This window comes from Pseudomonas sp. USTB-Z, from assembly GCF_019691255.1.
In the GTDB taxonomy this organism is placed as follows: Bacteria; Pseudomonadota; Gammaproteobacteria; order Pseudomonadales; family Pseudomonadaceae; genus Aquipseudomonas; species Aquipseudomonas alloputida.
The window spans coordinates 419,150-432,863 of the sequence record NZ_JAECZP010000002.1 but is presented as its reverse complement, the minus strand read 5'-3'; the positions used below and the strand labels follow the sequence as shown (position 1 = coordinate 432,863).

General features: G+C 62.7%; 13 protein-coding genes. 5 read left to right on the top strand and 8 right to left on the bottom strand.

From position 1 onward, the window contains the following. Positions 1–452 precede the first annotated feature (452 nt). Positions 453–737: a hypothetical protein gene (locus tag I8746_RS04005; protein ID WP_003247660.1), complete on the bottom strand. Its 285-nt coding sequence runs from the start codon at positions 735–737 to the stop codon at positions 453–455. Positions 738–900: 163 nt separating this feature from the next. Between I8746_RS04005 and I8746_RS04000 the strand changes: the two genes are divergently transcribed. Together I8746_RS04000 and I8746_RS03995 are read left to right on the top strand one after the other, a co-directional pair. Further along, complete coding sequence (locus I8746_RS04000; RefSeq protein ID WP_003247665.1) at positions 901–1,329, top strand: DUF2231 domain-containing protein; 429 nt, start codon at positions 901–903, stop codon at positions 1,327–1,329. Beyond that, positions 1,326–2,618 carry a sorbosone dehydrogenase family protein gene (locus I8746_RS03995; RefSeq protein ID WP_012052795.1) on the top strand — a complete coding sequence of 431 codons (1,293 nt, stop codon included), beginning with the start codon at positions 1,326–1,328 and terminating at the stop codon, positions 2,616–2,618. The genes I8746_RS04000 and I8746_RS03995 overlap by 4 nt, the downstream gene beginning before the upstream one ends. 84 nt (positions 2,619–2,702) lie before the next feature. On the opposite strand, the gene I8746_RS03990 is transcribed toward I8746_RS03995, so the two are convergent. Next, positions 2,703–4,835, bottom strand: coding sequence for a TonB-dependent siderophore receptor (locus tag I8746_RS03990; RefSeq protein ID WP_221100172.1), 2,133 nt, complete (start codon positions 4,833–4,835; stop codon positions 2,703–2,705). 216 nt (positions 4,836–5,051) lie between these two features. On the opposite strand from I8746_RS03990, the gene I8746_RS03985 reads away from it, so the two are divergent. Then, entirely contained in the window at positions 5,052–5,633 is a 582-nt protein-coding gene (locus I8746_RS03985) for a hypothetical protein (RefSeq protein WP_003247673.1), read from the top strand. A gap of 147 nt (positions 5,634–5,780) precedes the next feature. On the opposite strand, the gene I8746_RS03980 is transcribed toward I8746_RS03985, so the two are convergent. Further along, on the bottom strand, positions 5,781–6,545 hold the full coding sequence (locus tag I8746_RS03980) for a hypothetical protein (protein WP_014756296.1): 765 nt from the start codon (positions 6,543–6,545) through the stop codon (positions 5,781–5,783). 176 nt (positions 6,546–6,721) lie between these two features. Here I8746_RS03980 and I8746_RS03975 point away from each other — a divergent pair, with 176 nt between their 5' ends. Beyond that, entirely contained in the window at positions 6,722–7,240 is a 519-nt protein-coding gene (locus tag I8746_RS03975; RefSeq protein ID WP_014756297.1) for a DMT family transporter, read from the top strand. Here the strand turns inward: I8746_RS03975 and I8746_RS03970 are convergent, their stop codons facing one another. The 3 genes from I8746_RS03970 to I8746_RS03960 all read right to left on the bottom strand — a co-directional run bounded on the left by I8746_RS03970 (position 7,241) and on the right by I8746_RS03960 (position 9,365). Continuing rightward, on the bottom strand, positions 7,241–8,149 hold the full coding sequence (locus tag I8746_RS03970) for a LysR family transcriptional regulator (protein ID WP_014756298.1): 909 nt from the start codon (positions 8,147–8,149) through the stop codon (positions 7,241–7,243). It abuts the gene before it with no gap. A 161-nt stretch (positions 8,150–8,310) separates the two neighbouring features. Then, complete coding sequence (locus tag I8746_RS03965) at positions 8,311–8,640, bottom strand: hypothetical protein (RefSeq protein ID WP_017147702.1); 330 nt, start codon at positions 8,638–8,640, stop codon at positions 8,311–8,313. 74 nt (positions 8,641–8,714) lie between these two features. Continuing rightward, entirely contained in the window at positions 8,715–9,365 is a 651-nt protein-coding gene (locus I8746_RS03960) for a DUF998 domain-containing protein (protein WP_017147701.1), read from the bottom strand. A gap of 199 nt (positions 9,366–9,564) precedes the next feature. Here I8746_RS03960 and I8746_RS03955 point away from each other — a divergent pair, with 199 nt between their 5' ends. Then, positions 9,565–10,314, top strand: a complete 750-nt coding sequence (locus I8746_RS03955) for a FadR/GntR family transcriptional regulator (protein WP_003247694.1) — start codon at positions 9,565–9,567, stop codon at positions 10,312–10,314. A gap of 133 nt (positions 10,315–10,447) precedes the next feature. Here I8746_RS03955 and I8746_RS03950 read toward each other — a convergent pair whose 3' ends face one another. Together I8746_RS03950 and garD are read right to left on the bottom strand one after the other, a co-directional pair. Continuing rightward, positions 10,448–12,028: an aldehyde dehydrogenase (NADP(+)) gene (locus tag I8746_RS03950; RefSeq protein WP_221100171.1), complete on the bottom strand. Its 1,581-nt coding sequence runs from the start codon at positions 12,026–12,028 to the stop codon at positions 10,448–10,450. 58 nt (positions 12,029–12,086) lie between these two features. Next, positions 12,087–13,640 (bottom strand): galactarate dehydratase, encoded by a 1,554-nt coding sequence (gene garD / locus I8746_RS03945; RefSeq protein WP_014756302.1) that lies wholly within the window; start codon positions 13,638–13,640, stop codon positions 12,087–12,089. Positions 13,641–13,714 lie beyond the last annotated feature (74 nt).

Genomic DNA, 13,714 nt, shown 5'->3' with positions numbered 1-13,714 from the left:
ATAGCGGCAGGCGGGGGCGTCGCCGGTGCGGGGTACGATGGCGTAGCGCACCGGCAGGATGGGCACGCGTGCGCTGCAGGCAGGGCCGGAGGTGGCGCTGCTGACGGAGGCATTGGTCATGCGAGCTCCTTGCTCAGAGAGACAGTCTTTTCGAACCAGAGACGCACTGCGGCAACTTTCAGTACTGACAAGACTGAAATGCCGTTATTCATACTGTGCTGGATTTCAGGCCCGACTCTATGCTGTAAGAAGTTTCCTACTTACTTGCTGAGATGAGTCGGCGATCAAGTATCTGGAGTTCAAGTGAAAGACAATGCCTCGATCGCTGCTTTTGGGTCGAGGCTGAAAGTGTAAGATTTTATTTGAATGTATAAGTATTGTGTTTGCGCAATATCGTGTGAAAGGTTGCGGTATTTTTGTAGGAAGTTTCGTACTTTGAGATTGTTATATGTTCAGTTTTTGCACTTGGCCATCACTACCTGGCAAGTCCTGGGCGTGCCTCCCGAGCGGCTGGCATAACGCACGCAGTTATTCAGGGATTTCTGTCGCGCAATGCTCAATGTATTGCCCCAGGCCAGGCCACCTTCCCCGGTAGTGGGGACGGCCTTGGCAAAGCAGTTGGAGCCCACTGCAGGCGTGGCGTAGCGTGCCTTGCTGGCGTTGCTGGAGCAGCCGGCGAGAGCCAGGCTGAGGCCGAGCAGGGTGGCCAGGGCCCAGTACGCGTTTGGTCTGCTCATGTATTCCCCTTCTGCGCTTGGCAGCAAATGCCTTGCAGGATATTTCATTACAGCGAAGCGGTGAACTATCGGGGCGTCAAGGGCTCCTTTGCTAAGCGCACCCTGCGCTTACCTGATGGCGCAAGACCATCAACCCTGGGTCACTGAATGAAAAGGAGGCACCGTGACCGCACCTGATCAAACCCTTTACCGCTGTACGCCCAGCCCGCTGCATGCCCTGCTGCTGGCGGGCAGTGTACCGTTGTTCCTTGGCGCGCTGCTGAGCGATATCGCCTACTACAACAGCTACCAGATTCAGTGGAGCAACTTCGCCGCCTGGCTGATCGCCGGTGCCTTGGTGTTCTGTGGGCTGGCTCTGTTGTTCGCGCTGGCCAACCTGATCCGCGCCGAGCGCAAGGGCGGGCGCGCTACGCTGTACTTCGTGCTGCTGCTGGTGACGTGGGGGCTTGGGCTGATCAATGCCTTTGAGCATGCCAAGGACGCCTGGGCGGTTATGCCGTCTGGGTTGGTGTTGTCGGTCATCGTGACAGTGCTCGCGGTGGTGGCCGCCTGGACCGGTTTGAGCAACCTGCGTTCAGGAGGTGTGGCATGAAGCCTTTGCATGCATTTAGCCTGTTGGGCGTGGCGCTATTGCTGAGTGCCTGTGGTGGCGACGGCGAGCCGACCCAGGCCCATGGCCCGGACCCGAAGTTGCCGGAGCCTCAGCGCGGCTTGCTGCCGAGCATGAAGATTGCGCAACCGGCTGCCTGGGGCGAACTGAAACCGACCGTGCCGGAGGGCTTCAGTGTCACCGCCATTGCCACCGGCCTGAAAATTCCGCGCCAGAGCCTGGTACTGCCCAATGGCGACATTCTGGTGGCTGAGGGCCGGGGAGGCAGCGCGGCCAAGCTCAAGCCCAAGGATGTGATCGCCAGCCAGATCAAGGCCAAGGGCAATACCCAGGTCAAGGGTGGCAACCGCCTGACCCTGCTGCGCGATGCTGATGGCGATGGCAACTACGAGGTACAGGCCGTGTTTGCGGATAACCTCAACGCACCGTACGGCCTGGCCTATGCCAACGGCAAGCTGTATGTAGCCAACCAGGATGCGCTGGTGCGCTTTGACTACAAGGAAGGCCAGACCCAGGCCGACGGCCCGCCAACCAAGGTCACCGACCTGCCGGCCGAAATCAACCACCATTGGACCAAGGCGCTGACCATCAGCCCGGATGGCCGCTTCTTGTATGTGGGTATCGGCTCGAACAGCAATATCACCGAGCGCGGCCTGGAGGTGGAGATCGATCGGGCCATGGTCTGGCAGGTCGATGCCGAGACCGGCGCACACCGGCCCTATGCCACCGGCTTGCGTAACCCGACAGCTTTGACCATCCAGCCGCAGACCGGGCAGTTGTGGACGGTGGTCAACGAGCGGGATGAGCTGGGCCCCGACCTGGTGCCGGACTACCTCACTTCGGTACGTGAAGGGGGCTTCTATGGTTGGCCTTACAGCTACTGGGGCCAGCATGTGGATGAGCGGGTGCGGCCGCAGAACCCGGACAAGGTGGCGGCGGCGATCAAGCCGGATTACAGCCTGGGTTCGCATGTGGCTGCACTGGGTGTGGACTTCTCGTCCTCGGCAATGGGCGAGCGCTTTGCAGACGGTGTGTTCGTGGGCGAGCACGGCAGCTGGAACCGGCCCAACCCGGTAGGTTACAAGGTGATTTTCGTGCCGTTCAGCAATGGCAAGCCTGCTGGGGAACCCATCGACTTCGCCACGGGCTTTCGCGGTGAGGATGGCAAGACCCGGGGGCGACCGGTTGGGGTGACGGTGGACCCGCGGGGAGCGTTGATCATTGCCGATGACCTGGCGAATACGGTGTGGCGGGTGACGCGTAATCGCTGAATGCTATCTGATCAAATCGTCAAAGCTAGCTGGCGATGGGCCGCAGAGCGGCCCAATTGCTGACTGACAGGCATTGCGCGTGGGTCAGAAGCGGTAGTTGAAGCTGGCTTCCAGCGTGCGCGGTGCCCCTGGGGTGATCAGGTCGACCGAGCCATGTGCCGAGGCATAGTAGTCACGGTCAAACACGTTCTTCAGGCGCAGCGCGGCATCCCACTGCGGCACGCTGTACAGCAGCGCGGCGTCGAAGGTGGTATAGCCTGGCATCACCACCACATTGTCGAGCGCTGTGTAGCGTTCGTCGACGTAGTTGGCTCCGGCGGCCACACGCCACTCTGGTGTCAGGGTACGTACCAGCCAGACGTTGGCGCTGTTGCGCGGCGTCAGGGTAGGGGTCTGGCCTTCGTTCGCCACGCCATTGGTCTTGCTGTTGGACTTGGTGATTTCGGCGTCCAGGTAAGCGTATCCGGCATAGATTTGCCACTTGTCGGTGAGATGCCCGCTGACGGTGGCTTCAAAGCCATCGGTACGCTGTTCGCCAGCCAATACGGTCAGGTTGGGGTTGGCCGGGTCGGCAGTCTTCATGTTGGTGCGCTCAAGGCGGAACACTGCGGCGGTCAGTGACAGGCGGCTGTCGAGCAGGTCCCATTTGGCGCCGATTTCATAGTTGGTGGTTTCTTCCGGCTCCAGGTGCTGGTTGCTCGGGCTCACCGCGAACACTTCGCCCGAAGGCTGATAGCTGCGGCTGACCGACACGTAGTAGGACTGGATGGCGTCTGGCTGGTAGACCAGACCCGCACGCGGGCTCCAGGTCTTGTCGGTACGATCCAGGTCGATGTTTTGCACGCGGTCGTCGTCGTACTCCTGGCCAAAGATGTCATAACGCACACCGACCAGTGCCTTCCAGTGCGCGTTCAGCTCGATCATGTCCTGCACGTACAGACCGGTGGTCTGCTGGAAGTTGGTGCCCTTGGAAGACAGGTTGGCGGCGTGTTCCGGTACCGGCACCAAGGCATCACGGTACACCGGTACCTGGGCCACGTTGGTCTGGCTCAGCACGCGCTGGTACTTGTCCTGAAAGCCTGCTTCCACGCCGTACAACACGTTGTGCTGCATGCCGGCCAGTTGCGCTTGTTGCTTGAGCTCCGTCTGGTTGAACACGCCGTACTCATCGCGGGCGACGTTGCCACGGTTGAGCTTGATCAGCAGTTCACCGTCGGGCGCGGTGACGAAGCGCGTCGGGCTGCTGTCGGCCAAGGTGTTGTTGCGGTCCAGGTCGTAGCGGTAGTAACGGCTGGTGTTGGTCAGGGTGAAGTTGTCGTTGATGCGGTAGTCCAGGCTGGCTGTAAGCGAGAACACCTCGCTGCGGGCGTAATCCTGGTCCGCATCGCCAGAGCCAAAGCGCTTGTCGCGGTCCACGTCCACCGGGCGGTTGCCCAGGGCCGGGATGCCGAAGTCGATCAGGCGCTTGTCGTACAGGTAGGTGGCGCCCAGGTTCAGTTCCAGGTCGTCCGAGAGACGGAAGTAGGCCGACGGCGCGATGGCCTTGCGGTCGATGTAGCCATCATCGCGGAAGGTGTCGCTGTCTTCGAAGGCACCGGTCACGCGATAGGCCTGGTTGCTTTGCGGGTCGGCCCAGCCGGTGTCGAACTGGGTTCGGCGTTTGCCTTCGCTGTCGACGTTCATGCCGACTTCACGCTTGGGTGTGAAGCTTGGTTTTTTGCTGATGCTGTTGATCAGCCCGCCCGAGGAGCCACGGCCATACAGCACCGCGGCCGGGCCCTTGATCACCTCGACACGCTCGATGTTGGACAGGTCGCGAAAGTACAGGGCGTCGTCACGCACGCCGTCTATGTACATGTCGCCAATGGCGCTGAAGCCACGGATGGTCACCTGATCGCGTTGGCCGTCGCCGTTGGACAGGCCGATGCCGGGCACGTTCTTCAGCACGTCTTCCATGGACTGTGCGCCTTGGTCCTTGATCACGCTTTCGGGAACGACGTTGACGGTTTGCGGGATATCGCGCAGCGGCGCGTCGATCTTCATGGCGCTGCGGCTTTCACTGGCCTTGTAGCTTTGCTGCTCATAGACGCTGCTGACGGCGGTGGCCGGCAGGGCGAGGCTACTTTGCGTATCGGTTTGGGCGGCAGCGTGGACAGCAGTCACAACGAGCAGGCCCAGCATGGAAATGGATGCTGGGGCAACAGACCTTTTTGCCATTACAGGCGACTCTTTGTTGTTATCGGGAGTCACGAATAGTAATGATTTGCAAATGTAAAGCAAGTGTAAAGAATTCGTATTAGCTATAACGGTGATTTCGGCGACGAAATGCGTCGCCAACCGGGAGGGCCGGCAAGGCGGCCGGTAATGGCTATGCTTGTCAGCGCGTGAGCCTTTCACGCGCCTATTCGGACTTGATCACAGGGAAGCTCGCCTATGAACCCCATTCGTACTCTCGCTCGTGCTGTAGCCCTTGCCACGCTGGCCTCTGCTGCCAGCTTCACGGTACAGGCTGCCGGTATCCCCATCGGGAGCGAGGCGCTGGAAAGCCATGTCACCACACAGGTAACGGCTATCGACCTGGCCACCCGACAAGTCACGGTGAAAGGCCCTGACGAGAAGAAGGATGTGACGTTCCAGCTGACCGAAAAGGCCAAAGCGCTGCCCAACCTGAAAGTCGGTGACCAAGTCGACATCTACGTGACACGCGCCGTGGCCTATGTGCTCAATCCGGAAGTGGGTGGGGCGCCGAAAGCGACTGAAGAGTCCGGTACCATTCGTGCAACCGAGCAAAACCCCAACCCGGGCGGCGAGGCGTTCCGCCAGGTCAAGGTTACCTCTCAGATCAAGAAGATCGACCTCAAGACGCATGAGGTGAGCTTGTTGCCACCGGAGGGCAAGCTGCAGGTGGTCAAGGTCGAGAACCCAGACCTGCAGAAACGCATGAAGAACCTCAAGGTTGGCCAGACGGTTGACGCGATCTACACCGAAGTGCTGCGCGTCGAAACCTCGCGCTGACCTCGGCCGTTGCCGACCTCGGTTACTCGCCTACGATCGGCCGTTTGCGGTCCGGGCAGGCTGGTGCCGGGGAGAGGGCCTCAGTAGCCGGCGGCTTCGATCAAGGCCTGGGGCTCTGCACGATAGGGGTAGTCGACTTGTGGTGTGTCACTGCCGCAGGCTTCGGGTAGCCCGGGTCTGGATGCGCTGTGAGGCCTTGCAGGCCGGGGGATGGCGCTGAAACAGCTGAAGTACCCAGTCGGGGCGGGTCTTGCTGGCATCGTTGAGCCAATTGGCGACTGAGTCCTGGGCGTATTTCTCAGCTTCGGCCAGCAGCGGTACCAGCAACGGCTCGGCCACTTCTGGTTGTTGCTTGAGCGTGGCAATGTGCTCGCACCAAACGCCGCGCGGGCGCAGGATCTCGATGCAGAACCGACGTACCAGCGGGTCTGCATCGCCGGTATGGCGGCCGAGTAGCGCCAGGGCCGCTTCAAGATGCTGGGCCAGGCGCGGGCGCAGGGCAATCCATGCCCATTCACGCACGCCGAAGTGCTCATCGCGGGCGAAGCGAAACTGCGCCAGCAGGGCATTTTCCGCAGGCTGCGAGCGTGACAGGTACGCCTGGGCGAACGCTGCCCAACTGCGCACGGTATCGGACGGGTGCGTGCAGCATTGCTCGAACACGTGCTGGCGCAACGACTCGGCGGCTTGCTCCAGCCACTTGCCCAGCGCCAGGCCAATGGCCGCCACTTTTTTTGACAGGCCCAGTGCCTGGGCCTGGTCCGCACTGGCAGCGAGGTGCTCAACCAATGCTGCTGGCAGTTGGCCTGTCAAGGCGTTGACCAAGGCGGCTTGATCCACCGCCAGGCATTCGGCCAGGTTGCGGGTTGGCAGTTGGCCAAGGTCGATCAGGGACCTTCGGTCGTCGCTCATGGCTAAGGCTCCATGGCAGTGGCACGGTGCAGTCGATTGCCGGCCAGGCGCACGCCGGCCGGAAGGAATGTTTCAGTATGCAGGGTACGAATAGTTCAAGTGCAGGATTTTGATTTCTATCAGTACTGGGGCATGCAGCATCATGGTTGCCATCGATACCTTGGATGAGGACTGCCATGTTCAGTAAATCAATGCTTCTGCTGGCGCTTCCTGCGGCCATGGCGTTGCTTGCCGGTGCGGTGTTGCCGTTTCAGGCCGCAGGTAATGCTGCGGTAGGCCGGGCCCTTGGGCACTGGCTGTGGGGGGCTTTCACATCGTTGACGGTGAGCATGCTGGTGGTGATCGCCGCGCTGTTGATTATCCGGGTACCGGCGCCAGACATGGGCAAGGCCTTGCAAGGGCCTTGGTGGTTATGGATTGGAGGCGTGCTGGGGGCACTGTATGTAGCCGGCGCCGCAGCACTGACCCCGAAACTTGGCGCAGCAGGGTTCCTGGTACTGGTGGTGGCAGGGCAGATCATCACGGCAGTGCTTGCCGACCACTACGGGGCGATGGGGCTGGGTGGCAAGCCGCTTAGCCTGGCCAGGGTGGCTGGCGTGGTGCTGATCCTGTGCGGAGTGTTGCTGGTACAAGGCCCTTGGGCAACGGTGTCAGCGGCCCATTCCTCGGCAGCTGTGAAGGGGCAAGAAAACTGATCAGCGCCCTGCTTGGCTGCAGGCCCATACGGTTTCGCGCAGCCAGCGATGCCCGGCGTCACTGTCCTTGCGGTTGTGCCAGGCTTGCTGATAGTCGAACGAGGGGATGGCCAGTGGCGGCGTGAACTGGCGCAGTGTCCTGTGCTGGCGCAACGACCCCACGGCGCGGCTGGCCACCGTCAGGATCAGGTCGGTGCCGGCCAGCACTTCGACCGCAGCACTCCAGTGTGGCAAGGCCAGGGCAATACGGCGTTGCAAGCCCCGGGCGGCCAGTGCGCGCTCAATTTCATCGAAAGCATCCGGGCGCATGGCCATCAATACATGTGGGCGTGCCAGCCAGTCTTCCAGGGCCATGCCGCCGCTGGCAGGCAGGACCTGGCGATCGGCAACGCTGATGAAGCGATCGGCAAACAGGGGCTGGACGGTGATGTCCTGAGGCAGTTCGGGGAACAGGCCCAGGGCCAGATCCAGCTCGCCATCGAGCAACTGCGCCAACATGGTTTCACGGCTGGCCTGGCTGATGGCCAGGTCCACCCCGGGCGCGACTTGGCGCAGGTGGCGCAGCAGGTGCGGCAGGATGATGCGCGAGGCGTAGTCGGACAGCGACAGCCGGAACCGGCGCTGGGCCCTGGCTGGCTCGAACAGCGGGGTGGCCAGCAGGCTGTCGAGATTGCTCAGTGCATCCTGTAACGGTTGTGCCAGCGATTGGGCGCGGGCGGTAAGGGCCATGCCGCCACCTTGGCGTACCAGCAAAGGGTCGTCGAAGTGTTTGCGCAACTGCGCCAAGGCGTGGCTGACCGCCGGTTGGCTGCGGTGCAGGCGCAGGGCTGCGCGGGTCACGTGCCGTTCACTGAGCAGGGCATGCAGGGCGAGCAGCAGGTTGAGGTCGATCTTGCGCAGTTCATCCATCAGGTGAATGGCCTTGGTCAATTCTGGCGACTCGGATCAGCTTAACAAATGCTTGAGTCTTGCACGCGCATATAAGCTGCTGGCGATAGAGGCTTCTTCGCGGCACATGGATTCTACTAAATGGCTTTATGTTTGATCTGTAATTTACTGATAAAAAAGACTTATCTTCTTGCAGTTGCATGCTGAACACACTGTTCAAAGTAAGTCCGCTTTATCGCTTCAGGCTTGAGCCGCGAGCGGCTGTTGTACGTCTGCTCGGTAATACCGAAGGCAGTCATGCGCATCCAGGGTTTGGGGAATTTGCGTACCTGCAGCTTCTTGCGCGTGGCATACAAGGTCACCCCGGAAAGCTTGGCCTGTTGGGCCTCGGCGGCTATCTGCGCGCCCCAGCTGCAGGTGTGGCGATCGTTCTGGCTCAGTGCCCTGGCTTGGGCGCCGAAAGCGAGGGTGGCCAGCAGGCAGCCGGCCATCGTTGCTAGAAGTACTCGCATGTTGCTGTCCTAAGCATCTGAAAGAAAACGGAGTTTGCCTTCGCTTTCCGCAGCCGTGGGCCAGCAATTTGCCGTCAGGTCACAGCCATGCGCAGAGGGCTGGCCACGGGCCTGCGCAGGCTTGTCCAGGCCAGGCTGGCAACCCAGAGCACCGAAACACCATAGTTAAGGCGTTGATAGAGGCCGAACAGCTGGCCACTCTGCGCCGCCTGGCCCATCAACGCGACGGTGATGATAGCCAACACCACGCAAGCCAGGGAAAACAGCGCCAGGGCGGGGGAGCCGGCAATGCGGTTGCCTAGCCACGCCCATAGGGCGCTGGCCAAGGTCAGCGAGAGGAACATCAGCAGACCAAACAGGTTATGCAGTTGCTGCGAGGTAGATGGCTGTACCGGTGCACAGCCCTGGTCGCAGGGGAACCAGCCGGTGCCCAAACTGCCCATGCCATGCAGCAACACCAGGCCCGCACTCAGCAGCGCCAGCTTCGAGCTGTGCCAGCGCCGCACCAGGCCCCAGGCAAACAGGGCAAACAGCAGGGCCAGAGGGAAATTGTTGACCCGTGGCGACCAGCTGTGGGTTGGCGAACCGGCCGCGCCAAGCTGGCTCATGGCCTGTTGCAGGTGATCATAGCCAGGGTAGGCCTGAGCGGTGAGCCATACCCCCACCAGCAGCCAGAGGGGGATCAGCAGGCCACTGCCGAGCAAAAGGCGGTCGAGGGTTTTCATACTGCAGATTCCTTCCATGGATCAGTGAGCGTGAAGGCGTACAGTACAGACTCGCGCGGACCATGGGCCAGTGATTCTGCGCGTTTTTTCATGGGCCAGGGTCTGCAAAGAGGGGTAATAAATACCGCACGGGGTGTATGTGATCGTACAACTGCTTGCGCTATGATGAGCGCTGTCTTTCAAGGTGAAATACAGGGCAATGACAGAGCAGCAGGTACAGGCAAGGACCCGGCGCAAGCCGCGCAGTCTGGCCCAGGAACTGGTCACGGTGCTGACCGAACGCATTCGCAGCGGCCAGCTCAAGCGCGGCGACAAGCTGCCGACCGAATCGCAGATCATGGCCGAGGAGGGCGTCAGCCGCACGGTAGTGCGTGAGGCGATCTCGCGGTTGCAGGCCGCCGGGCAGGTAGAGACCCGCCACGGCATTGGTACATTCGTGCTGGATGCGCCGGCTACGGGCGGTTTCCGTATCGACCCGGCCACCGTGGTCACCCTGCGCGAAGTGCTCGCGGTGCTGGAGTTGCGCATTGCCCTGGAGATCGAGTCGGCCGGGCTGGCAGCCCAGCGGCGAAGCGACGAAGCCCTGGCCGGTATGCGGGCGGCGCTGGACGAACTCAACGAGGGGGCGGCCCACGCCACTGATGCGGTGTCGGCGGACTTCCAGTTCCACCTGCGCATTGCCCAGGCCAGCGGCAACCACTACTTCGCCGACATCATCAACCACCTGGGTACCAGCATCATACCGCGCACCCGGCTGAATTCGGCGCGCCTGGCCCATGATGACCAGGCGCATTACATGAGCCGCCTGATGCATGAGCACGAGGCGATCTATGAGGCGATTGCCCGGCGTGACAGCGAAGGGGCGAAGATGGCCATGCGCATGCACCTGAGCAACAGCCGCGAGCGCTTGCGCCAGGCGCATGAGGCGGCTGAAGCGCAAGGGACCTGAAGCCTTTGCTGCCAGTACTGGCCTCTTCGCGGGCAAGATAGCCCTGTAGGAGCGGGCTTGCCCGCGAAGAGGCCGGTACAGTCAAAAAGAAAAGCCCCGCCGTGCGCAGGGCTTTCTTGTTGCGTGCAACCGGTCAGATCGCCCCGTCACTCCACTGCCCGTTCACCAACCGCCGCAGCCCCAGCGGGTTGCCGTCGCGCAGTGCCTCAGGCAGCAGTGTCTGCGGGTAGTTCTGGTAGCACACCGGGCGCAGGAAGCGGTCGATGGCCAACGTGCCGACCGAGGTGCCACGCGCATCGGAGGTCGCCGGGTACGGGCCGCCGTGCACCATGGCATCACAGACTTCGACACCGGTCGGGTAGCCATTGACCAGGATTCGCCCGACTTTCTCCTCCAGCAGCGGCACCAGCCAGGCGAAGGCATCGAAGTCCTCCGCCTCGCCGATCAGCGTCGCGGTCAGCTGGCCGCGCAGGCCGAGCAGCGCGTCGCGCAGTTGGTCGTGGTCCTGCACCTCTACAGCCACGGTGGTGGGCCCAAACACTTCTTCCTGCAACAGCGGGTCGGACTCGACCAGCAGGCGTGCATCGGCCTTGAACAGCTGAGCGCGTGCCTGGTTGCCTTCCTGCGCCTGGCCGGCCACATGCTCGATACCGGCATGGGCATGCAGGTGTTCAAGGCCGCCAACGTAGCTGCGCAGGCCGCCAGCGTTGAGCATGGTTTGCCCGGCTTGCTGGTCCAGGTACTGGCCAAGGTCGGCGAGCAGCTGGCTGTACTGTGGTGACTGCAGGCCAATCACCAACCCAGGGTTGGTGCAGAACTGCCCGGCGCCCATGCACACGGACCCCGCCAACTCGCGGGCAATGGCTTCGCCACGCTTGGCCAGGGCGCCCGGCAGGATGATGACCGGGTTGATGCTCGACATCTCGGCAAATACCGGGATTGGCTGCGGGCGCTCAGCGGCCATGCGGCAAAGGGCATCGCCGCCTTTGAGCGAGCCGGTGAAGCCAACCGCCTGGATGGCGGGGTGCTTGACCAGCCACTCGCCCACACCGCCACCAAATACCATGTTGAAAACGCCCTTGGGCATGCCGGTACGCTCAGCGGCGCGCACGATGGCGCAGCCGACCAGGTCGGCCGTGGCCATGTGGCCGCTGTGCGCCTTGAATACCACCGGGCAGCCTGCGGCGAGGGCAGCGGCGGTATCACCACCGGCGGTGGAGAAGGCCAGCGGGAAGTTGCTGGCCCCGAACACGGCGACCGGGCCCACGCCGATGCGCATCTGGCGCAGGTCTACGCGTGGCAGCGGTTGGCGCTCGGGCAATGCCAGGTCGATGCGCGCGCCGAGGAAGTCGCCGCGGCGCAGCACTTGGGCGAACAGGCGCATCTGCCCGCTGGTGCGGCCGCGCTCGCCCTGAATACGGGCGGCGGGCAGTGCAGTTTCGCGGCAGACGATGGCGACGAAGGCGTCATCCAGTTCGTCGAGTTCAGCGGCGATGGCGTCGAGGAACTCGGCCCGACGTGCCGGAGCCAGTTGGCGGAACTCGGCGAAGGCAACGGCAGCGGCCTTGGCGGCCTGGTCCACTTCGGCTTCGGTGGCCTGGGCAAAGCTGTAGGGCAGGGCTTCGCCAGTGCTGGCGTCCAGGCTCTGCAGGCGCTGAGGGCCAGCGGCACTGCGCTGACCGGCGATGAAGTTATGGCCGAGGATTTCAGGCATGGGGTGCTCCTGTGGGATTGAGAGTGGCGTGTGTGAATGCGTGGTCAGGGCTGCGGCATCAGGTAATGGGCGCCGGGTTGAACAGGGTGATGTCGTTGTGCAACCGGTGTTGTTCGGCCCAGGTCTGCTTGCGGCCGCTGGCCACGTCCAGGTAGTAATGGAACAGCTCCCAGCCCAGCTCCTCGATGGTCGAGCGACCACTGGCGATGCGACCGGCGTCGATGTCGATCAGGTCGGGCCAGCGCTGGGCCAGTTCGCTGCGGGTACACACCTTGACCACCGGCGCCATGGCCAGGCCATATGGGGTGCCGCGGCCGGTAGTGAAGACGTGCAGGTTCATGCCGGCCGCCAGTTGCAAGGTGCCACAGACAAAGTCGCTGGCCGGGGTGGCGCAGAAAATCAGGCCTTTGCGGTTGACCCGCTCGCCTGGGCCGAGCACACCCTGGATAGCGCCGCTGCCCGACTTGACGATCGAACCCAGCGATTTCTCGACGATGTTCGACAGCCCGCCTTTCTTGTTGCCCGGTGTGGTGTTGGCGCTGCGGTCGGCGGCGCCTTGCTGCAGGTAGCGGTCGTACCAGTCCATTTCGCGCACCAGCGCGTCGGCAACGTCCTGGTTTTCCGCGCGCGAGGTCAGCATGTAGATCGCGTCGCGCACCTCGGTCACTTCAGAGAACAGCACGGTGGCGCCAGCGCGGACCAGCAGGTCGGCGGCATAGCCCAGTGCCGGGTTGGCGGTGATGCCCGAGAAGGCGTCGCTGCCACCGCATTGCATTCCGAGGATCAGTTCGCTGGCCGGGACCGTTTCGCGGCGGCGCTGGTCGAGCTTCTTCAGGCGGGTTTCGGCCAGGTCCATGATCTGCTCGATCATTTCAACAAAGCCAAGGCTGGCATCTTGCAGGCGGTACAGCCATGGGTCGCTGAGGTCCACCGAAGGGTCGTTGTCGTGCATCACCTGGCTGGCTTGCAGTTTTTCACAGCCCAGGCTGATCACCAGTGCCTCGCCGCCCAGGTTGGGGTTGCGCGCCAGGTTGCGCACGGTGCGGATCGGGATGTAAGCGTCGCGGGCGTTGATTGCCACACCGCAGCCGTAGCTGTGGGTAATGGCTACCACGTCATCGACGTTGGGGTATTTGGGCAGTAGTTCGTTGCGAATGCGCTTGACTGCATGTTCCAGCACGCCGGTCACGCACTGCACGGTGGTGGTGATGCCGAGGATATTGCGGGTGCCGACAGTGCCGTCGGCGTTGCGATAGCCCTCGAAGGTGAAGCCCTCCAGCGGCGGCAGCGGTTGTGGCACTGCATCGCAGCGCGGCAGGCTGTCCAGTTCCGGGGCGGCCGGCATGGCCAGCTGGCTTTCCTGAACCCAGCTGCCTTGGCGCAGGTCTTCCAGCGCGTAGCCGATGATTTGCCCGTAGCGGCGCACGGGCTCGCCCTTGGCGATGGCCACGGTGGCCACCTTGTGGCTTTGCGGCACGCCTTCGATCAGGGTCAGGCCGTCGGCGAAGCGGGCGCCTTCGCCCAAGCCGCCGTCGTTGACAACGACCACGACGTTGTCGTCGTCGTGCAGGCGGACGTAGCGGGGCGAGTCGGAATGTTCGATCAACTGCATGTTTGGGCCCTACTTGTCAGGTTCTCAGGCTTTTGTACATCCGCCCATGCCGGGTGACCCGGCGCGGGCGTGTT

Bases quoted from the DNA above. Each gene is read 5' to 3' on its own strand.
- I8746_RS03980 (WP_014756296.1), bottom strand. From the start codon at position 6,545: ATGAGCGACGACCGAAGGTCCCTGATCGACCTTGGCCAACTGCCAACC.
- I8746_RS04005 (WP_003247660.1), bottom strand. From the start codon at position 737: ATGAGCAGACCAAACGCGTACTGGGCCCTGGCCACCCTGCTCGGCCTC.
- I8746_RS03965 (WP_017147702.1), bottom strand. From the start codon at position 8,640: ATGCGAGTACTTCTAGCAACGATGGCCGGCTGCCTGCTGGCCACCCTC.
- I8746_RS03975 (WP_014756297.1), top strand. From the start codon at position 6,722: ATGTTCAGTAAATCAATGCTTCTGCTGGCGCTTCCTGCGGCCATGGCG.
- I8746_RS03950 (WP_221100171.1), bottom strand. From the start codon at position 12,028: ATGCCTGAAATCCTCGGCCATAACTTCATCGCCGGTCAGCGCAGTGCC.
- garD (WP_014756302.1), bottom strand. From the start codon at position 13,640: ATGCAGTTGATCGAACATTCCGACTCGCCCCGCTACGTCCGCCTGCAC.
- I8746_RS03955 (WP_003247694.1), top strand. From the start codon at position 9,565: ATGACAGAGCAGCAGGTACAGGCAAGGACCCGGCGCAAGCCGCGCAGT.
- I8746_RS03970 (WP_014756298.1), bottom strand. From the start codon at position 8,149: ATGGATGAACTGCGCAAGATCGACCTCAACCTGCTGCTCGCCCTGCAT.
- I8746_RS03990 (WP_221100172.1), bottom strand. From the start codon at position 4,835: ATGGCAAAAAGGTCTGTTGCCCCAGCATCCATTTCCATGCTGGGCCTG.
- I8746_RS03960 (WP_017147701.1), bottom strand. From the start codon at position 9,365: ATGAAAACCCTCGACCGCCTTTTGCTCGGCAGTGGCCTGCTGATCCCC.
- I8746_RS03985 (WP_003247673.1), top strand. From the start codon at position 5,052: ATGAACCCCATTCGTACTCTCGCTCGTGCTGTAGCCCTTGCCACGCTG.
- I8746_RS03995 (WP_012052795.1), top strand. From the start codon at position 1,326: ATGAAGCCTTTGCATGCATTTAGCCTGTTGGGCGTGGCGCTATTGCTG.